Source organism: Pseudomonas sp. MF6767, from assembly GCF_016405475.1.
In the GTDB taxonomy this organism is placed as follows: Bacteria; Pseudomonadota; Gammaproteobacteria; order Pseudomonadales; family Pseudomonadaceae; genus Aquipseudomonas; species Aquipseudomonas paracarnis.
On the sequence record NZ_JAEKCY010000010.1, the window covers coordinates 90,086 to 108,172 of the forward strand.

Annotated in this window: 19 protein-coding genes; 12 read left to right on the forward strand and 7 right to left on the reverse strand. The window is 60.7% G+C overall.

Going from position 1 to position 18,087, the window contains the following annotated elements:
* Window positions 1-3 precede the first annotated feature (3 nt).
* On the forward strand, window positions 4-912 hold the full coding sequence (prmB, locus tag JFT58_RS17130) for a 50S ribosomal protein L3 N(5)-glutamine methyltransferase (RefSeq protein WP_034126143.1): 909 nt from the start codon (window positions 4-6) through the stop codon (window positions 910-912).
* 128 nt (window positions 913-1,040) lie between these two features.
* On the opposite strand, the gene JFT58_RS17135 is transcribed toward prmB, so the two are convergent.
* Window positions 1,041-1,844, reverse strand: a complete 804-nt coding sequence (locus JFT58_RS17135; protein WP_034126144.1) for a hypothetical protein — start codon at window positions 1,842-1,844, stop codon at window positions 1,041-1,043.
* A gap of 99 nt (window positions 1,845-1,943) precedes the next feature.
* The gene (locus JFT58_RS17140; protein WP_019818577.1) at window positions 1,944-2,906 is read right to left on the reverse strand and encodes an alpha/beta hydrolase; all 963 of its coding nucleotides are present in this window, start codon (window positions 2,904-2,906) and stop codon (window positions 1,944-1,946) included.
* A gap of 143 nt (window positions 2,907-3,049) precedes the next feature.
* On the opposite strand from JFT58_RS17140, the gene aroC reads away from it, so the two are divergent.
* From aroC to JFT58_RS17160, 4 genes are all read left to right on the forward strand, one after another.
* A complete protein-coding gene (gene aroC, locus JFT58_RS17145; RefSeq protein ID WP_054896325.1) occupies window positions 3,050-4,141 on the forward strand; it encodes a chorismate synthase in 1,092 nt (363 codons plus the stop codon).
* A 75-nt stretch (window positions 4,142-4,216) separates the two neighbouring features.
* Window positions 4,217-5,380: an MFS transporter gene (locus JFT58_RS17150; RefSeq protein ID WP_054896363.1), complete on the forward strand. Its 1,164-nt coding sequence runs from the start codon at window positions 4,217-4,219 to the stop codon at window positions 5,378-5,380.
* Entirely contained in the window at window positions 5,377-5,907 is a 531-nt protein-coding gene (locus JFT58_RS17155; protein WP_054896324.1) for a 1,2-dihydroxy-3-keto-5-methylthiopentene dioxygenase, read from the forward strand. The genes JFT58_RS17150 and JFT58_RS17155 overlap by 4 nt, the downstream gene beginning before the upstream one ends.
* Before the next feature lie 209 nt (window positions 5,908-6,116).
* The gene (locus JFT58_RS17160; protein WP_054896323.1) at window positions 6,117-6,386 is read left to right on the forward strand and encodes a response regulator transcription factor; all 270 of its coding nucleotides are present in this window, start codon (window positions 6,117-6,119) and stop codon (window positions 6,384-6,386) included.
* Between the two features lie 62 nt (window positions 6,387-6,448).
* Here JFT58_RS17160 and JFT58_RS17165 read toward each other — a convergent pair whose 3' ends face one another.
* Window positions 6,449-6,727 carry a DUF3509 domain-containing protein gene (locus JFT58_RS17165; protein ID WP_003172952.1) on the reverse strand — a complete coding sequence of 93 codons (279 nt, stop codon included), beginning with the start codon at window positions 6,725-6,727 and terminating at the stop codon, window positions 6,449-6,451.
* 452 nt (window positions 6,728-7,179) lie between these two features.
* Here JFT58_RS17165 and JFT58_RS17170 point away from each other — a divergent pair, with 452 nt between their 5' ends.
* From JFT58_RS17170 to JFT58_RS17190, 5 genes are all read left to right on the forward strand, one after another.
* Window positions 7,180-9,006 carry a long-chain-acyl-CoA synthetase gene (locus tag JFT58_RS17170; RefSeq protein ID WP_054896322.1) on the forward strand — a complete coding sequence of 609 codons (1,827 nt, stop codon included), beginning with the start codon at window positions 7,180-7,182 and terminating at the stop codon, window positions 9,004-9,006.
* Window positions 9,007-9,112: 106 nt separating this feature from the next.
* Complete coding sequence (locus JFT58_RS17175; protein ID WP_014719271.1) at window positions 9,113-9,628, forward strand: ankyrin repeat domain-containing protein; 516 nt, start codon at window positions 9,113-9,115, stop codon at window positions 9,626-9,628.
* A gap of 41 nt (window positions 9,629-9,669) precedes the next feature.
* Window positions 9,670-10,200 carry a hypothetical protein gene (locus JFT58_RS17180; protein WP_054896321.1) on the forward strand — a complete coding sequence of 177 codons (531 nt, stop codon included), beginning with the start codon at window positions 9,670-9,672 and terminating at the stop codon, window positions 10,198-10,200.
* A 67-nt stretch (window positions 10,201-10,267) separates the two neighbouring features.
* Window positions 10,268-10,459: a PLDc N-terminal domain-containing protein gene (locus tag JFT58_RS17185; protein WP_003192770.1), complete on the forward strand. Its 192-nt coding sequence runs from the start codon at window positions 10,268-10,270 to the stop codon at window positions 10,457-10,459.
* Window positions 10,460-10,868: 409 nt separating this feature from the next.
* Window positions 10,869-12,956, forward strand: a complete 2,088-nt coding sequence (locus JFT58_RS17190) for an LTA synthase family protein (protein WP_034126149.1) — start codon at window positions 10,869-10,871, stop codon at window positions 12,954-12,956.
* A gap of 103 nt (window positions 12,957-13,059) precedes the next feature.
* Here the strand turns inward: JFT58_RS17190 and JFT58_RS17195 are convergent, their stop codons facing one another.
* Window positions 13,060-13,212, reverse strand: coding sequence for a DUF3309 family protein (locus tag JFT58_RS17195; protein WP_003192767.1), 153 nt, complete (start codon window positions 13,210-13,212; stop codon window positions 13,060-13,062).
* A 329-nt stretch (window positions 13,213-13,541) separates the two neighbouring features.
* Between JFT58_RS17195 and JFT58_RS17200 the strand changes: the two genes are divergently transcribed.
* Both JFT58_RS17200 and csrA read left to right on the forward strand, forming a co-directional pair.
* On the forward strand, window positions 13,542-14,357 hold the full coding sequence (locus JFT58_RS17200) for an SDR family oxidoreductase (protein WP_054896320.1): 816 nt from the start codon (window positions 13,542-13,544) through the stop codon (window positions 14,355-14,357).
* A gap of 127 nt (window positions 14,358-14,484) precedes the next feature.
* Window positions 14,485-14,688, forward strand: a complete 204-nt coding sequence (gene csrA, locus JFT58_RS17205; RefSeq protein WP_054896319.1) for a carbon storage regulator CsrA — start codon at window positions 14,485-14,487, stop codon at window positions 14,686-14,688.
* Between the two features lie 10 nt (window positions 14,689-14,698).
* Here csrA and JFT58_RS17210 read toward each other — a convergent pair whose 3' ends face one another.
* The 3 genes from JFT58_RS17210 to ngg all read right to left on the reverse strand — a co-directional run bounded on the left by JFT58_RS17210 (window position 14,699) and on the right by ngg (window position 18,086).
* Window positions 14,699-14,926, reverse strand: a complete 228-nt coding sequence (locus JFT58_RS17210) for a YheU family protein (RefSeq protein WP_003192759.1) — start codon at window positions 14,924-14,926, stop codon at window positions 14,699-14,701.
* Between the two features lie 72 nt (window positions 14,927-14,998).
* Window positions 14,999-16,183: an osmoprotectant NAGGN system M42 family peptidase gene (locus JFT58_RS17215; RefSeq protein WP_034126152.1), complete on the reverse strand. Its 1,185-nt coding sequence runs from the start codon at window positions 16,181-16,183 to the stop codon at window positions 14,999-15,001.
* A 157-nt stretch (window positions 16,184-16,340) separates the two neighbouring features.
* Window positions 16,341-18,086, reverse strand: coding sequence for an N-acetylglutaminylglutamine synthetase (gene ngg, locus JFT58_RS17220; RefSeq protein WP_054896318.1), 1,746 nt, complete (start codon window positions 18,084-18,086; stop codon window positions 16,341-16,343).
* Window position 18,087 lies beyond the last annotated feature (1 nt).

The following is an 18,087-nucleotide window of genomic DNA, read 5'->3' on the forward strand; positions in this document are numbered from 1 at the left end:
CCCGTGATCACTTCTCGCCTGCGCACCTTGCGCGACCACATCCGTTGGGCTGTCAGCCGTTTCCATGGGGAAGACCTGTTTTTTGGCCATGGCACCGACAATGCCTGGGACGAAGCCCGGCAATTGGTACTGGGCGCCTTGCACCTGCCGTGGGAAATCGCCGACAGCTATTTGGATTGCAACCTGGAAGAAGAGGAAATCTCCCACGTGCAGCGCTTGCTGCATCGCCGTATCCATGAGCGAGTGCCAACGGCCTACCTGTTGAAGGAGGCCTGGTTTTGCGGCATGTCGTTTATCGTCGATGAGCGCGTATTGATCCCGCGTTCACCCATAGGCGAGCTGATTGAAGACCGCTTCGAACCCTGGCTGGCCCAGCCGCCGGCACGCATCCTCGACCTGTGCACCGGCTCCGGTTGCATCGGCATCGCCTGTGCCTATGAATTCCCCGAGGCCGAAGTGGTGCTGGGAGACTTGTCCTTCGAAGCCCTGGAAGTGGCGAACCAGAACATTGAGCGCCATGGCGTCGACGAGCGGGTCTACACCGTGCAGGGCGATGGTTTTGACGGGCTACCCGGCCAGCGTTTCGACCTCATCGTGTCGAACCCGCCCTACGTGGATGCCGAAGATTTCGCCGACATGCCCGATGAATATCAGCACGAACCGGAACTGGGCCTGGCCTGCGGCGACGACGGCCTGAACCTGGTACGCCGGATGCTGGCTGAAGCTGCGGACCACCTCACCGAGAAGGGCCTGCTGATTGTCGAAGTGGGCAACAGCCAGGTGCATGTCGAGGCGCTGTACCCGGAAGTGGATTTCGCCTGGCTGGACTTCAAGCGCGGTGGGCATGGGGTGTTTATGTTGACGGCTGAGCAGTGCCGCCAACACCAGGCCGTTTTCGCTGCCCGGATATAACTGCAGAAACTCGGTCAATGTGGGAGCTGGCTTGCCTGCGATAGCGGTGGGTCAGCTTGCACTTGTGCTACTGATACATCGCTATCGCAGGCAAGCCAGCTCCCACATTTTGATTGCATTTCAATCTATCAGCGGTGTGTGGCAATCCAGATCAACAACCCCGCCTGAAACACCGTAAACGCCACCAGACAGGTGATGGTAAAGCGCAGCCCGCTGTCTTCACGCTTGAACTTGGTGACTTTTTCCTCTTCCTTGCGCAGCTTCACTTCCTGCTCCGCCAGGTTCTGCTCTGCCTGTTGCAGCATCTGCGCGGCTTCCAGGATCTCCACGAACTGCACTTTCTCGGTGTTCCAACTGTCCAGCACGTCGCTGACCTTGCCGGGTTGCACATTGCCCTTGAGGTGCTGCACATCGGCGTAGGCCACATCGAAACCCTGGATACGCAGGAAGTGATCGCGGCGCAGGCGCGTGGCTTCGTTGAGGGCGTCCTTGTTGGCCAGGTCCACGCCGTCGACGCGGTAGTGTGACCACTTCTTCTTCGCCCAGGCGGCGCCTTGGGCCACCAGGAAGCGCCCGATACCGCGGTTGGCCGGCTCGATTTCCAGGCTGTTGCCGGGCCCGAAATGCACGCGGTGTTTATCGTGATCGACCCAGATATCCAGGTGGTTCTGCTCGCGCCGTACTCGCTGGCCCGGTAACTGGATGACCATGCGCAACAGGCTGTGGTGTTTATCATGGCGCTCGGCATAGCCGAACTGCACAAAGCGCAACGGCCGTGCGCCGGTCGCGCGGTCGGTGGCCAGCGGGGCCAGGCGCAGCATCTTGAAATGTTCGGCGTGAACGTCGGCCCACGGCAGGGCCGCTGCGGCGCCAGCTTCGGTTGCGGCCGTAGTTTCGGCGGTAGATTCGGGTGTTGTTTCGGTGGTTGTCATGCGGCGCGATCCTGTCCAAGCCCTGCGAGCCGACAATCTTTTTACTGTCGACTCTGGACTTATCGGCCGTTTTTCCCAGGACTGGAGGCCAATTGCCGCTTAACGGGGTTGAAGTCCTTCGATAAAGCTGACGATACGTTGGCCCAGCTCCGCAGCCAGCGGCAGTTTCGGGTCATTGTAGGAGGCCAGTTGCTGCTTCACGTTATTGGGCACGATGCGCATCACGTGGTTCATGCCTTCGATCACCGTCAACTGCGCGTCGGGCTTGGCCTGCTTCAGTTGCCGGGCGTCGCCTACGCCAACCTGGATATCGTTGGTGCCCTGAATGATCAGCGCCGGCATGTCCAGGCGCGCAAAGGCGGCCGACGGATCGGCGCGGAACAGGCTGATCAGATACGGCTGCACGCTGGGTCGGAAAATACCCTCCAATGGGCGCGGCACGTCGGCGTCCACCTGGCCGGCCTTGAGGTGATCGAGTATTTCATTGCTGCGCAGCAGCAGGGCAGGGGGCAAGTGATCGGCCAGTTGCTGACGGATCACCTGGTCCACCGGGCGGGCGCTGCCAGACAAGGAAATGACCCCGGCCGGTTCAAGTTGCGGCGCGGCGAGGGCGGCGACCAGCGCGCCCTCGCTGTGGCCCAGCACAATCAGCGGGCCCATGCGCTTGTCGGCCTTGAGTAATTTGCCCCAGGCCACGGCGTCGGCCACATACGCCTCCAAAGTCAGGTTGCGTTCATCCGGCGTGGCCGCCAGGCTCGCGGCCACGCCGCGCTTGTCGTAGCGCACGCTGGCGATGTTATGCCGGGCCAGTACCCAGGCCAGGCGCTTGAGGCTGTCATTGCGCGCGCCGTCGGCGCTGTTGCCGTTACGGTCGGTGGGGCCGGAGCCGGCGATGATCAGCACCACCGGCACCGGTTTATCCGATTGCGGCAACAGCAGGGAGCCAAAGAGTTGGCCGCTGCCGGTGTCCAGGCTGATCGGGCGTTGCAAGACAACAGGGGAGGCGGCCTGGGCCACGGCGGTGAACAGGGTGAGGGTGAACAGCAGAACTCGCAGCATCATAGCGCCATCATTGGAGAGGTGCCGGTTGGACCAACGTCTACCGGTAAGGTTTCGAGGATGAACTAGTCGGTTAGCCTGCGTATACTGGCTGTCTTAAGTTATTACGGTTGACTTGATTCAACTGATTTCACGGAGCGCCCTGCATGTCCGGCAATACCTTCGGCAAGCTGTTCACTGTCACCACCGCGGGCGAAAGCCATGGCCCGGCGTTGGTCGCCATTGTCGACGGCTGCCCGCCAGGCCTGGAGCTGAGCCTGGACGACCTGCAGCGCGACCTCGACCGCCGCAAGCCCGGCACCAGCCGCCACACCACCCAGCGCCAGGAACCGGACGAAGTCGAAATCCTCTCCGGAGTGTTCGAAGGTCGCACCACGGGCTGCGCCATTGGCCTGTTGATTCGTAACACCGACCAGAAGTCCAAGGACTACTCGGCGATCAAGGACCTGTTCCGCCCGGCCCATGCCGACTACACCTACCACCACAAATACGGCGAACGCGACTACCGTGGCGGTGGCCGCAGCTCGGCGCGTGAAACCGCCATGCGCGTGGCCGCTGGCGCCATCGCCAAGAAATACCTGGCCACCCAGGGCATCGTCATCCGTGGCTACATGAGCCAGTTGGGCCCGATTGGAATCCCGTTCAAGACTTGGGACAGCGTCGAAGACAACGCCTTCTTCTGCCCCGACCCGGACAAGGTGCCGGAACTGGAGGCCTACATGGACCAGTTGCGCCGCGACCAGGACTCGGTCGGCGCGAAGATCACCGTGGTGGCCGAAGGCGTGAAACCGGGCCTGGGTGAGCCGATCTTTGATCGCCTCGACGCCGAACTGGCCCATGCGTTGATGAGCATCAACGCGGTGAAAGGCGTGGAAATCGGCGCCGGCTTCGCCTGCGTATCCCAGCGCGGTACCGAGCATCGCGATGAGATGACCCCTGAAGGTTTCCTCAGCAACAACGCGGGCGGCATCCTCGGCGGTATTTCTTCCGGCCAGCCGATCGTGGCGCACCTGGCGCTCAAGGCCACGTCGAGCATTACCACGCCTGGCCGTTCGATCGATGTGCACGGCAACCCGGTGGACGTGATCACCAAGGGCCGCCACGACCCGTGCGTCGGCATCCGTGCCACACCGATTGCCGAAGCCATGATGGCCATCGTGTTGATGGACCATCTGCTGCGCAACCGCGGGCAAAATGCCGATGTGCGCGTGAGTACCCCGATACTGGGCCAACTGTGATCGCCTGGGGCAATGAGCGAGCTTGTTGTGGCCAGCGAGCTTGCTCGCGCTGGGCTGCGCAGCAGCCCCAATAACATGCTCCCACCGCTCCCATACTGGCGCCTCTCCAGCTTCTACCTCTTCTATTTCGCCCTGCTGGGGGCGACCGCGCCGTTCCTGGCGCTGTACTTCGATCACCTCGGTTTCTCCAGCGCGCGCATCGGCGAGCTGGTGGCCATTCCCATGCTGATGCGCTGCGTGGCCCCCAACCTGTGGGGCTGGATCGGCGACTACACCGGCCGGCGCCTGGCCATTGTGCGCTTCGGCGCGGTGTGCACCCTGGCCAGCTTCTGCCTGATTTTTGTCAGCAAAACCTACGCCTGGCTGGCGCTGGTGATGGCCCTGCACGCGTTCTTCTGGCACGCGGTGCTGCCGCAGTTTGAAGTCATCACCCTGGCCCACCTGCACAAGCAAACCTCGCGCTACAGCCAGATCCGTCTGTGGGGCTCCATTGGTTTTATCCTCACCGTGGTGGTTATGGGGCGCCTGTTCGATTGGCTGAGCCTGGATATTTACCCGGTGGTGGTCGTGGTAATCATGGCCGGCATCATCGGCGCCAGCCTGTGGGTACCGAACGCGCAGCCGGCCAGCCACGGCAACCGCCTGGCCGGCGATGGCTTTCTCAAGCAATTGGGCAGCCCAGGCGTGCTGGCGTTTTATGCCTGCGTGGCGCTGATGCAAATGAGCCATGGCCCGTATTACACCTTCCTCACCCTGCACCTGGAGCATTTGGGCTACAGCCGTGGCGTGATCGGCCTGCTGTGGGCGCTTGGGGTGGTGGCGGAAGTGCTGATGTTCCTGGCCATGAGCCGTATTCTTGCGCGCTTTTCGGTGCGCCGGGTGCTGCTCGCCAGCTTCTTGCTGGCGGCGCTGCGCTGGTGGCTGCTGGGTTCATTTGCCGAGGTTTTCTGGCTGCTGCTGGTGGCGCAGTTGATGCACGCCGCCACGTTCGGCAGCTTCCACGCGGCGGCGATTGCCTTTGTGCAACGCAGCTTCGGTGACCGCCAGCAAGGCCAGGGCCAGGCCCTATATGCCGCGCTGGCCGGCACCGGCGGCGCGCTCGGCGCCCTGTATTCCGGTTACAGCTGGAATCTGCTGGGGCCAACCTTCACGTTCAGTATCGCCAGCCTCGCGGCGCTGGCCGCCGCCATTATCATTGGCCTTCGATTGCAAGAGCCGAACCAAGGAACCGTGCAATGAGCTATGTAGCCGTCTACTCCATCGCCACCCCGGACACCCCGAACAAAGTGTTGACCCATGCCGACGACATCCAGTCGACCCTGGCCGAGCACGGTGTGCGGTTCGAACGCTGGCAGCCCAGCCCAATCGAAAAGGGCGCCAGTGCGGCGCAGATGATCGCCGCGTACCAGGCGCAGATCGATGCTCTGGGCTACGCCGCTGTTGAAGTGGTCAGCGTGACCCACGACCATCCACAGAAAGACGAGTTGCGCGCACAGTTCCTGGATGAACGTACCTACAGTGAAGATGAAGTGCGTTTCTTCATCGCAGGCCAGGGGCTGTTTACGCTGCACATAGGCGACTATGTGTACAGCTTGCGCTGTGAGAAGAATGACTTGCTGATCATCCCGGCCGGTGTACCGCACTGGTTCGACATCGGCGAAAACCCGCACTGTGTGACACTGCGTTTGTTCAACACGGCCCAAGGCGTTGTGCCCTCTTTGACCGGTGATGCGATTGCCGCCCGCTTTCCAGGGCTGGATGACTAAGCATAGATAACTGAATGTTCAACCCTGGCAAGTTGGAAGTTGCTGTGGGAAGAAACTTAATTATTTGTAGGGCAACGCTGTTTGTTCGGTGCTGTGCGCTTTGATTCCACTCTTTATGTAACTCTCTGTTCGGCGTCAATGTTTATGCCATCTGTCAATGGGAGGAATCCGAAAGATGGCAGCGCATCAGCAGATATAAGGAGAGAACAATGAGTGGCCCCGAGGAGACGTATCGCCCGTTGGTTATCGTGCCGACGGCTATCAGAAAACGCATGAGCTTGTCCGGCAAGCCCCTGACTTCCACCGAGCTGGAAATCCTGCGATGGGCCTCCGAGGGCAAGACCGTCTGGGAAATCAGCCAGATTCGCGCCACCTCTGAAGCCACGGTTAAATTTCATCTGCGCAACATCTACGGCAAGTTGGATGTCACCAACCGTGTACAGGCAAAGAATGAGGCCGCACGCCAGGGCTTATGTTAACGGCATGAAAAAGGGCCGCGACGCTGAGTAGCGTCGCGGCCCTTTTTTTTCGGATTTTCAGCTTAGGCCGAATGATAAGTCGGCAGCGCAAAGCGGTTCTGGCTTTGCAACATCGAAATCTGCGGCAGTTCGCTGGCTTGTTCAGCCAAGTCACGGCGAATGGCGCTGATGACCCAGGTCAGTTGATCGGCGGTGTGCAACTGCTGATAAGAGATCGAGCGCTTGACCTGTTTACCTTCGCTGTTGCGCAGGGTCAACAGGATACCGCCGTCCGGACGTGGCTGGGTGGTGACGTCGTAGTTGGAGAATACCGAAGCGAATTTATCTTGGATCAGGCTCATGTCTATCAGCTCCATTGGCTCAAGTTGGCAAGCATGGAGTGATAGGTGCAGTGATTGTGCCAGTATTGGATTTTCTAGAAAATCCTTATAAATCAGTCAGTTATAAATTTATAGGATTTTCATTTTCGTGCAATTTGCATGAAGGGCCATCGTGCATCCTGCATTTTGCGCTATCTGCCCGGTGATTTTCCGGGCAGGAGGGGAAGGGCTGTAATGATACTGACCGCCTTTTGCCAGGAAAAATCCCGGTCGGCTGGCAGGCCGTCATCGCAGGCAAGGCGGCTCCCACATTTAAATGGTGGAGTGTCAGGGGGATAGGCATCGGGCGGCCGCCACGGGATACAAAACTTTTCAAATCCCGCGTGTACAGCCAAAGAACCGCTGACGTATTTTCCGCTACACCAGTCGATGTACCTGGACCAGACCAAGAATAAGAAAAGGGACGTCCCTCCATGACTCATCAGCAAGTCGACATGATCACCTGGCGCATGATGCTGCGTAAGGTGCCTGCCATTGTTCGGGCGCTCCCACGGGTGGTGCGCGGCATGCGTGCGGCCAACGTCACCGACCCCAACCAACCCTGCGGCCTGGGCTGGCATTTCGAACAAGCCACCTTGCGTAACCCTGACGGTGCTGCCCTGCTGTATGGGGACAGCGTGATCAGCTACCGCGACGCCAATCAGTGCGCCAATCGCATTGCCCATCACTTGCAGGCCCAGGGCATCCGCAAGGGCGATGTGGTAGCGCTGTTTATCGAGAATCGCCCCGAGTTGCTGCTCAACGTGCTGGCCGTGGCCAAGCTGGGCGGCATCTGCGCCATGCTCAACACGGCGCAAACTCAAGGGGCGCTGGTACACAGCCTGACCCTGGTCAAGCCGGTTGCCATTGTGGTCGGTGCCGAATTGCTGAGCCCTTACGCAGCAGTGCGCGATCAAGTCCAGATCCCGGCCGAGCGCACTTGGTTCGTGGCCGATCAGCCGGGCAGTAGGGTGCCCGACGGCTACATCGACCTGATGGCCGCCAGTGCCGAAAGCCCGGTGGACAACCCGGCGAGTTCCGCGCAGGTGTTCTTCCACGATCCCTGCTTCTATATCTACACCTCCGGCACCACCGGCTTGCCCAAGGCCGGCATCATGAAGCACGGGCGCTGGACCAAAACCGCCGTGAGCTTCGGCAGTATCGCTCTGGACATGGGGCCGCAGGACGTCCTCTATTGCACCTTGCCGCTATACCACGCCACCGGCCTGTGCGTGTGCTGGGGGGCGTCGATTATCGGCGCGTCCGGCTTTGCCATTCGGCGCAAATTCAGCGCCAGCCAGTTCTGGGACGATGCACGCCAGTTCAAGGCGACCACTCTGGGCTATGTCGGTGAGCTGTGCCGCTATCTGCTCGACCAGCCCGCGAGTGCGCAGGACCGTGATAACCAGGTGACCAAGATGGTCGGCAACGGCCTGCGCCCCGGTGTGTGGGCGCAGTTCAAGCAGCGTTATGGCGTGGAGCATATCTGCGAACTGTATGCCGCCAGCGACGGCAATATCGGCTTTACCAACGTGCTGAATTTTGACAACACCATCGGCTTTTGCCTGCAGCATTGGGCGCTGGTGGATTACGCCCATGACACCGGCGAACCGCTGCGCGGCAACAATGGGTTCATGGTCAAGGTGCCCACTGGCGGGCAGGGCCTGTTATTGGCGCGCATTGATGATAAGTCGCCCTTCGACGGTTACACCGACCCGGAAAAGAACCGCAAGGTGGTACTGACCGACGTATTCGAAAAAGGCGACCGCTATTTCAACACCGGCGACCTGGTTCGCAGCATCGGTTTCGGCCATGCGCAATTTGTCGATCGCCTGGGGGATACCTATCGCTGGAAGGGCGAAAACGTCTCGACCACCGAGGTGGAAAACGTCCTGCTGAAACACCCGCAGATCGCTGAAGTGGTGGCCTATGGCGTCGAGATCGACAACACCAACGGCCGCGCAGGCATGGTCGCCATCACCCCCAGCGAATCCCTGGCCAGCCTGGACATGCGCGAACTGCTGCAATTCGCCCACGGTCAGCTGCCCCCTTATGCGGTGCCGTTGTTTTTGCGGATCAAGGTGAAGATGGAAACCACCGGCACGTTCAAGTACCAGAAAGTGAAGCTCAAGGAGCAAGGGTTCGACCCGGACAAGGCTGGCAATGACCCGGTCTACGCCTGGTTGCCGGGTTCGGACAGCTATGTGCCGGTGACCGGGCAATTGCTGGCGCAGATCCAGGGCGGGCAATTCCGTTATTGATTCTGGCTATGGCGGCTTTTGACAAAAAAGCCATGACACCGGGGAACTCCATCGCGACACTGGGCGCCTTAAACAGTTATGTCAGTCGCCTCAGCAAGGAGCCCCCATGTCAGATCAGCCTAAACAAATGACCGAAGACGAAGCCGCCGAGTTTGCCGAGCAAGTCTTCGACGTCGCGCGGCGCGGCGACGCCGCCATGCTTGCCGCACTGTTGGCGAAAGGCCTGCCGGCCAACTTTCGTAATCACAATGGCGACACCCTGTTGATGCTCGCGGCGTACCACGGCCATGCCGAGGCGGTCAAAGTGCTGCTGGAGTTCAAGGCCGACCCCCTGATCGCCAACGACAAGAACCAGTTGCCGATTGCCGGCGCGGCGTTCAAAGGCAATCTGCCGGTGGTCCAGGCGTTGATCGAGGGCGGCACGCCGATTGACGCGGCCTCCTCGGACGGGCGTACGGCCTTGATGATGGCGGCGATGTTCAACCGCGTTGACATGGTTGACTATCTGCTTGGTAAAGGCGCAAACCCCAAGGCCACCGATGCACAAGGCGCGACGGCACTGGCCGCGGCGCAGACCATGGGCGCGGTGGATACGGCGGCGCAGTTACAGAAACTGGTGTAGGCTACGCGCCCTTCAAAACTTGCCCGTTACAGGATCGCCCCATGAAAACCGCCCTCGTCGAACTCATCAGCAAAATCAGCGCCGGCGTCATGGGGGACGATGAAGTAGCGCGTATCGCCGAAGAAGCGGCCCAGGCCTACGCGGACCCGGCGGCGTTCCTGGCGGCCAATCCGGATATCAACTACGACGACAGTTTCCCGATCCCGCTGGGGGAGTGGGTGGTGGTCGGTAGCCTGCCGGACACGGTGTTGTTCCAGGCCGATACCTATGGCGACCTGTTTGCCCAGATCGTTGCGTCGTTCGGTCCGGGCGTGGCGTTCAACCTCAAGCCCAAGCAACTGGCCAAGACCGAAGACCTGACCGCGCTCAACCGCATCCAGATCCAGATGAGCGCCCTGAGCCCGGAAGATGGCGGTTATGTGCTGATGAACTTCAGCCAGTTGTTGGATGACGAGATCCAGGCAGTGCTGGTGTTCGGCAACGACCTGGCGCGAGTGCTGGAACTGTGTGCCGAAGTCGGCATCAAGGCCGAGCCCTCGCTTGAAGCCTTGAAGATTGCCGTACACGTCTGAAATAAAACGGAACCCGCGCCAAGGCTGACTATCCTACAAGTGCATGCCCTCACTTAGGAGCGACACCATGGGTTCCACGTTTAATAGTCTGATTGGCCTGATCATCCTCGCGCTGGATATCTGGGCGATCATCAACGTGTTCAAAAGCGGCGCCAGCACCGGCGCCAAAGTGTTGTGGATCCTGTTGATCCTGCTGTTGCCAGTGCTGGGCCTGATCATCTGGGCTATCGCCGGGCCGCGCGGTAACGTGCGGATCTGACGTCCCACTCGATTTGGAGCGGGCACAGTCAATGTGGGAGCTGGCTTGCCTGCGATAGCGGTGGGTCAGCTTGCATTGTATTGGTTGACACACCGCTATCGCAGGCAAGCCAGCTCCCACAGTGGGGTTTACGGCGTTAATTAAATTTGTGTGTCGAAAGTATTCGCCGCACGAAATTTTCACATCCCATCCAAGACAATTCTCCGGCTTTATCCGGCTGCCAGGGCTCTATCTCCAGCGCCCTTAAAGGCAGGGCCGTGGCATGCGTTCAGTAATTAATAGCCTTGCCGGCCTTGATCGGGCACCATTTGTGCCACCGCGTTAACCGCCTACCCCAGCCAGCCTGGGCGAGGGACGGACGCCACTGCATTATTTCGCAACTTAAACTTCCAATGGGTCCTAAAACGACATGGCAAACCCGGACGCCCTGAATCAGCAGCGAGCTTCAAATCGCCTGCTGCAACCGACCGTCAAATCCCATCTGGCGTACACGCTGCTCTGCGCACTGGTCATGATGGTGATGTTTTCCCTGCTGCGCCTGGCGTTGCTGGTCTACAACCGCGAGATGATCCTCGATACGCCGGCTTCGACGTTCCTCGAAGCCTTCGCCAACGGGCTGCGCCTGGACATTCGCCTGGTGATGTACCTGCTGATCCCGCTGCTGTTGGCGCTGTTCAGCGTGCGGGCCATGGCAGCGCGCGGGTTCTTCCGTTTGTGGCTGACCGTCGCGTCCAGCATCGCCTTGTTCCTTGGCCTGATGGAGATGGACTTCTACCGCGAATTCCACCAGCGCCTCAACGGCCTGGTCTTCCAGTATGTGAAGGAAGACCCGAAAACCGTGATGAGCATGCTCTGGTACGGTTTCCCGGTGGTGCGTTACCTGCTGGCCTGGGCCGTGGGCACGCTGATCCTGAGCATGGCCTTCAAGGGCGCTGACCGCGCAACGCGCCCACGGGGCCCGTTCAGCGGCGGCACTATCAGCACGCGCCAGGTGGCGCCATGGTACAGCCGCATCGCAGTGTTCATGGTTTGCCTGCTGGTCGCCGTGGTCGCCATCCGTGGCACCCTGCGCCAGGGGCCACCGCTGCGTTGGGGTGACGTCTACACCACCGATTCGAACTTCGCCAACCAGTTGGGCCTCAATGGCACCTTGTCGCTGATCGCGGCGGCCAAGGCGCGCTTTGGTGAAGACCGCGCCAACATCTGGAAGGCGACCCTGGAACAACCGCTGGCCACCCAGACCGTGCGTGACATGCTGGTGCTGCCGCAAGAGAAGCTGGTAGACACCGACACCGCTGCCGTGCGCCGTGACTTCACGCCACCGGCCGAGAAAACCCTGCCGATCAAGAACGTCGTGGTGATCCTGATGGAAAGCTTCGCTGGTCATTCGGTGGGCGCATTGGGACGTCCGGGCAATATCACCCCGTACTTCGACAAGTTGACCCACGAGGGCTTGCTGTTCGACCGCTTCTTCTCCAACGGCACCCACACCCACCAGGGTATGTTCGCCACCATGGCCTGCTTCCCGAACCTGCCGGGTTTCGAATACCTGATGCAGACTCCGGAAGGCAGCCACAAGCTGTCGGGCCTGCCGCAGTTGCTCAGTGCGCGTGATTTCGACGATGTGTATGTCTACAACGGCGATTTTGCCTGGGACAATCAGTCGGGCTTCTTCAGCAACCAGGGCATGACCAACTTCATCGGCCGCAATGACTTCGTCGACCCGGTGTTCTCCGACCCTACATGGGGCGTGTCCGACCAGGACATGTTCAACCGTGGCCTGGAAGAACTGAAGGCCCGCGAAGGCGGCAAGCCGTTCTACGCACTGCTGCAAACCCTGTCCAACCACACGCCGTACGCATTGCCGACCCCGTTGCCGGTAGAGAAAGTCACCGACCGTGGCAGCCTCAACGAGCATTTGACGGCCATGCGCTACTCCGACTGGGCCTTGGGCCAGTTCTTTGAAAAGGCCCGCAAGGAGCCGTACTTCAAGGAAACCCTGTTCGTGATCGTCGGTGACCACGGCTTTGGCAATGAGCAGCAGATCACCGAGATGGACCTGGGTCGCTTCAACGTGCCGATGCTGATGATTGCACCGGGCATGCGCGAGAAGTTCGGTGAGCGTGACCACACCGTGGGCACCCAGATCGACATCGTGCCGACCATCATGGGCCGCCTGGGCGGCGATACCTTGCACCAGTGCTGGGGCCGCGACCTGCTGAACCTGCCGGAAGGTGACAAGGGTTTCGGCGTGATCAAGCCATCGGGCAGCGACCAGACCGTGGCCTTGCTCACCGGCGACCGCGTACTGGTATTGCCCAAGGAAATGCCACCCAAGTTGTGGGAATACACACTGGGCGCCGAGCCGACTGGCAAGGTGATTCCTGAGTCGCCGGACGAAGCTGTGCTCAAGCAGAAGCTCGAGTCGTTCCTGCAGACCGCGACCAAGAGCCTGCTGGATAACACCGCAGGTGTGGTAGATGGCAAACCGGACTAACTGACCGGCAATAAAAAAGAGGCCCTCTAGAGGGCCTCTTTTTTTTGCTTTCTTACTTGTAGGAGAGAGCTTGCTCGCTCCTACAAAAAGCGTAGCGCGGCGTTTATATCTTGCCGAGCAACAACAGCACCAGCAGAACAACCAGCACCACACCCAGGATACCCGACGGTCCATAACCCCAGTTACGCGAGTGCGGGAACACGGGCAGGCCACCGACCAGCAGCAGGATCAGGATAATAATCAGAATGAGGCTCATGGTTTTATTCCTTATAGGTTCTTTGCAAAAACCGGCTGTTTAACCGTTGGTTCGTCCATGTACAGTGGGACGCCTTACCCATTCCGACTCTGCTACTTCGTAGAAAATTCATTGTTTTTATAAAACATTTTGATGTGACGCTTATTTCTTTTAACGCGTGCGCAACTTGAACTAATCAGTTGAAAAAAATTGAACTTAGTCGATAGGCACGCTTGCGACCGGGCCCGCGGTTTGCCCGGGGCATTCATCACCCTGATGGTGCGTGGGTAGAGCAAAAACCTTCGCTACACTGCCGGTCACTTCTTTCGTGAACCACAAGGCTACCTCCTATGCAAAACCGCATGATGATCACTGGCGCCGGGTCTGGCCTGGGTCGCGAAATCGCTCTGCGCTGGGCCCGTGAAGGCTGGCAGTTGGCGTTGTCTGATGTCAGCGAGCCCGGTTTGCAGGAAACCCTCAAGCAGGTTCGCGAAGCAGGGGGGGATGGCTTTATCCAGCGCTGTGACGTGCGTGACTACAGCCAGCTCACGGCCTTCGCCCAGGCCTGTGAGGTGAAGCTCGGGGGCATCGATGTGATCGTCAATAACGCCGGCGTGGCCTCGGGCGGGTTCTTCGCTGAACTGTCCCTGGAGGATTGGGACTGGCAGATCGCAATCAACCTGATGGGCGTCGTCAAAGGCTGCAAGGCGTTCCTGCCGCTGCTGGAAAAGAGCAAGGGCCGCATCATCAACATCGCGTCAATGGCAGCGCTGATGCAGGGCCCCGCCATGAGTAACTACAACGTGGCCAAGGCGGGCGTGGTGGCGTTGTCCGAGAGCCTGTTGGTGGAGCTCAAGCAACAGGAAGTGGGCGTGCATGTGGTGTGCCCGTCGTTTTTCCAGACCAACCTGCTCGACTCGTTCCGTGGGCCAACCCCAGCCATGAAGGCTCAAGTGGGCAAGTTGCTTGAGAGTTCGCCCATCTCGGCGGCGGATATTGCCGACTACATTTACCAGCGCGTGGCCGAAGGCGAATTCATGATCCTGCCCCACGAGCAAGGCCGCATGGCTTGGGCGTTGAAACAGAAAAATCCGCAGTTGCTGTATGACGAAATGACCCTGATGGCCGACAAGATGCGCGCCAAGGCGCAGGCTGTTAAGGCCTGATTTGGCTGGGGTCTGTCAGGCAAGTTACCTACCTGTGTAGGAGATGCCTGATTTGCCCGCAAGCCATTGTCGGTCCAGCGCCAAGGGGGCATGGTCGAGGTCCTGTTACTGGAAAAGGACTACCGCCATGCTGGTCTTAAGCCGTGCCATAGGCGAAGCCATCGCCATTGGCGATGACATCACCGTGCATATCCTTGACGTGAACGGCACTCATGTGAAGTTTGGCATCGAGGCGCCGATGGGCGTCAACGTGTACCGCTCCGAGGTGTACCGCAAGATTCTCAAAGGCGAGGGCCAGGCTACCCATCCCGTGCCGGTACCCAACCTTTAGGCGCAGCTTTTCAGTCGAACAGGTGCTTGGGCACATCGTGCTTGAGCATCAACTGGCATTGCTCGCTCTCGGGGTCGAAGACGATCAGCGCCTGGCCTTTGGTCAGCGCCTGGCGCACGCGCAGCACGCGGGTTTCCAGGGGCGTGTCGTCGCCATTATCGGTGCCGTCGCGGGTGACAAAGTCTTCGATGAGGCGGGTCAGGGTATCGACTTCAAGTGCATCGTAGGGAATCAGCATACAAGCCTCAGGTGTCAGGTCCCGGCGATGCTACTGCGCCGGGACCTTTGTTGCCAGTATCAACTCACCGCGTCAGGACTTCTGGCCGACCAGGCTGTCTACCGACGGCACGCGGGTGTCGCTCTCCATTTGCGTTTCATGCTCGATCTGATGACTGAACCGATCCAGTGAGCCCTGGGCCGGTTGCGCATCGCTGGCAAATACCGGCGGGCTGAGGATGTAAGCGCCCAGCAAGCGGCTCAGGGCGGCCAGGCTGTCTATATGGGTACGCTCGTAACCGTGGGTGGCGTCACAACCGAAGGCCAGCAGGGCGGTGCGTATATCATGGCCGGCGGTGACCGCCGAGTGCGCATCGCTGAAGTAATAGCGGAACAGATCGCGGCGTACCGGCAGGTCGTTCTCCGACGCCAGGCGCAGCAAGTGGCGGGACAGATGATAATCATAGGGCCCGCCGGAGTCCTGCATGGCCACGCTCACCGCGTGTTCGCTGGAGTGCTGGCCGGGGGCGACCGGGGCGATATCGATGCCGACAAACTCACTTACATCCCAGGGCAGGGCGGCCGCTGCGCCACTGCCGGTTTCCTCGGTAATGGTGAACAGCGGGTGGCAGTCGATCAGCAAGGGTTCGCCACTGTCGACGATGGCCTTGAGCGCGGCGAGCAGGGCGGCGACGCCGGCCTTGTCGTCCAGGTGGCGAGCGCTGATATGCCCGCTCTCGGTGAACTCGGGCAGTGGGTCGAACGCCACGTAGTCACCCACACTGATGCCCAGGGAGTCGCAGTCGGCACGCGTGGCGCAGTAGGCGTCCAGGCGCAGCTCGACATGGTCCCAGCTCACCGGCATTTCATCCACGGCGGTGTTGAATGCGTGCCCGGAGGCCATCAGCGGTAATACGCTGCCGCGAATCACGCCGTTGTCGGTGAACAGGCTGACCCGGCTACCTTCGGCAAAGCGGCTCGACCAGCAGCCCACCGGCGCCAGGGTCAGGCGCCCGTTGTCCTTGATCGCACGCACGGCGGCGCCGATGGTGTCCAGGTGGGCGGAGACGGCGCGGTCAGGGCTGTTTTTCTGGCCCTTGAGGGTGGCGCGAATGGTGCCGCGCCGGGTCATTTCAAACGGAATGCCGAGCTCTTCCAGGCGTTCGGCGACGTAACGCACGATGGTGTCGGTAAAACCGGTGGGGCTGGGAATGGCGAGCATTTCCAGCAGCACTTTTTGCAGGTACGCGAGATCGGGTTCGGGAATGGTTCGGGTCATGGAAACTCCTGATGAGTTGAGGGCGATCGACGCGCTGCGATCGTGCGATCGTTCCCACGCTCTGCGTGGGAATGCCTCAGGGACGCTCTGCGTCCACTGTGGTGACGCAGAGCGTCACAGGCTGCATTCCCACGCGGAGCGTGGGAACGATCGGTAGTCAGGTAGCTGGCTGACTGTGTGGAAACAACAAATCCACAAACTTCTCAGCCGTGGGTTGCGGTTCATGGTTGGCCAGGCCGGCCCGTTCGTTGGCTTCGATAAACACATACTCTGGCTGGTCGGCCGCAGGTACCATCAGGTCCAGGCCGACCATGGGGATATCCAGGGCACGGGCCGCACGCACGGCCGCGTCCACCAGCGTGGGGTGCAGGATCGCCGTGACATCTTCCAGGCAACCCCCGGTGTGCAGGTTGGCGGTGCGTCGCACGGCCAGTTGCACGCCACGGGGCAGGATGCTGTTGTAGTCGTAACCTGCGGCTTTGAGGGTACGCTCGGTTTCTGCATCCAGCGGGATTTTGCTCTCGCCATCGGTGGCCGCCTGGCGACGACGGCTTTGCGCCTGGATCAACGCGCGAATTGAATGTTGGCCGTCGCCGATCACTTCGGCAGGGCGACGAATCGCAGCCGCGACCACTTCAAAACCGATCACCAGAATCCGCAGGTCCAGGCCTTCGTGGAAGCTTTCCAGCAACACGCGGCTGTCGAACTGGCGCGCCGCTTCGATCGCCTGCTGCACGTCTTCGATGCTGCGCAGATCCACGGCGACGCCATGGCCTTGCTCGCCATCCAGCGGCTTGACCACGATGCGCTGGTGTTCGTCGAGAAACTCCAGGTTGTCGTCGGCGCTGCCCGCCAACTGTTGCACCGGCACCTGCAGGCCCGCCGCCTTGAGCACCTTGTGGGTGAGGCTCTTGTCCTGGCACAGGGTCATGCTGATGGCGCTGGTCAGGTCGCTCAGGGACTCACGACAACGCACGCGACGCCCGCCGTGGCTAAGGGTGAACAGGCCCGCATCGGCATCGTCCACTTGCACATCAATACCGCGTCGGTGGGCTTCTTCGACAATGATGCGCGCGTAAGGGTTGAACTCCGCCTGCGGCCCCGGGCCCAGAAACAGCGGTTGATTGATACCGTTCTTGCGCTTGATTGCAAAGGTGGTCAACGCCCGAAAGCCGAGCTTGGCGTAAAGGCTCTTGGCCTGGCGGTTATCGTGCAGCACCGACAAGTCCAGGTAGCTCAAGCCTCGGCTCATGAAGTGCTCCACCAAGTGGCGCACCAACACTTCACCGACGCCAGGGCGGGTGCATTGAGGGTCGACGGCCAGACACCAGAGGCTGCATCCGTTCTCCGGGTCCTGGAAGGCCTTGTGATGATTGAGGCCCATCACGCTGCCAATCACCGCGCCGCTGTCTTCGTCTTCGGCCAGCCAGTACACCGGGCCGCCTTGATGACGTGGGGTGAGGCGTTCCGGGTCGACAGGCAGCATCCCGCGGCCCTGGTACAGGTGGTTGACCGCTTGCCAGTCGGCCTCGCTCTGTACCCGGCGAATACGAAAGCCGCGAAATACACGGGTGGCCGGGCGGTAGTCGGTGAACCACAGGCGCAGGGTGTCGGACGGGTCGAGGAACAGTTGCTGCGGGTCAATGCCCAGGATTTGCTGAGGCGCGGCCACGTACAGCGCGATATCACGCTCGCCGGGCTGCTCGTTGAGCAGTTCCTGAGCCAGGCTTGCCGGGTCGGGAAAGGTGTGGCCGATCAACAAACGGCCCCAGCCGCAATGCACGGCAATCGGGTCGGCGGCCAGTGCGCTGCCATCTTCGGCCAGGCGCGCTTGCAGGCGCTCGTAGGTCGGCGCCTGGCCCTTGAGTAAGCGTTGGCTGTAAGCCGCGGCATTCGGTTTCATG

Excerpts from the sequence above, each read along its gene's own strand:
- JFT58_RS17135 (WP_034126144.1), bottom strand. The coding sequence starts at position 1,844 with ATGACAACCACCGAAACAACACCCGAATCTACCGCCGAAACTACGGCC.
- JFT58_RS17140 (WP_019818577.1), bottom strand. The coding sequence starts at position 2,906 with ATGATGCTGCGAGTTCTGCTGTTCACCCTCACCCTGTTCACCGCCGTG.
- aroC (WP_054896325.1), top strand. The coding sequence starts at position 3,050 with ATGTCCGGCAATACCTTCGGCAAGCTGTTCACTGTCACCACCGCGGGC.
- JFT58_RS17150 (WP_054896363.1), top strand. The coding sequence starts at position 4,217 with ATGCTCCCACCGCTCCCATACTGGCGCCTCTCCAGCTTCTACCTCTTC.
- JFT58_RS17155 (WP_054896324.1), top strand. The coding sequence starts at position 5,377 with ATGAGCTATGTAGCCGTCTACTCCATCGCCACCCCGGACACCCCGAAC.
- JFT58_RS17160 (WP_054896323.1), top strand. The coding sequence starts at position 6,117 with ATGAGTGGCCCCGAGGAGACGTATCGCCCGTTGGTTATCGTGCCGACG.
- JFT58_RS17165 (WP_003172952.1), bottom strand. The coding sequence starts at position 6,727 with ATGAGCCTGATCCAAGATAAATTCGCTTCGGTATTCTCCAACTACGAC.
- JFT58_RS17170 (WP_054896322.1), top strand. The coding sequence starts at position 7,180 with ATGACTCATCAGCAAGTCGACATGATCACCTGGCGCATGATGCTGCGT.
- JFT58_RS17175 (WP_014719271.1), top strand. The coding sequence starts at position 9,113 with ATGTCAGATCAGCCTAAACAAATGACCGAAGACGAAGCCGCCGAGTTT.
- JFT58_RS17180 (WP_054896321.1), top strand. The coding sequence starts at position 9,670 with ATGAAAACCGCCCTCGTCGAACTCATCAGCAAAATCAGCGCCGGCGTC.
- JFT58_RS17185 (WP_003192770.1), top strand. The coding sequence starts at position 10,268 with ATGGGTTCCACGTTTAATAGTCTGATTGGCCTGATCATCCTCGCGCTG.
- JFT58_RS17190 (WP_034126149.1), top strand. The coding sequence starts at position 10,869 with ATGGCAAACCCGGACGCCCTGAATCAGCAGCGAGCTTCAAATCGCCTG.
- JFT58_RS17195 (WP_003192767.1), bottom strand. The coding sequence starts at position 13,212 with ATGAGCCTCATTCTGATTATTATCCTGATCCTGCTGCTGGTCGGTGGC.
- JFT58_RS17200 (WP_054896320.1), top strand. The coding sequence starts at position 13,542 with ATGCAAAACCGCATGATGATCACTGGCGCCGGGTCTGGCCTGGGTCGC.
- csrA (WP_054896319.1), top strand. The coding sequence starts at position 14,485 with ATGCTGGTCTTAAGCCGTGCCATAGGCGAAGCCATCGCCATTGGCGAT.
- JFT58_RS17210 (WP_003192759.1), bottom strand. The coding sequence starts at position 14,926 with ATGCTGATTCCCTACGATGCACTTGAAGTCGATACCCTGACCCGCCTC.
- JFT58_RS17215 (WP_034126152.1), bottom strand. The coding sequence starts at position 16,183 with ATGACCCGAACCATTCCCGAACCCGATCTCGCGTACCTGCAAAAAGTG.
- ngg (WP_054896318.1), bottom strand. The coding sequence starts at position 18,086 with ATGAAACCGAATGCCGCGGCTTACAGCCAACGCTTACTCAAGGGCCAG.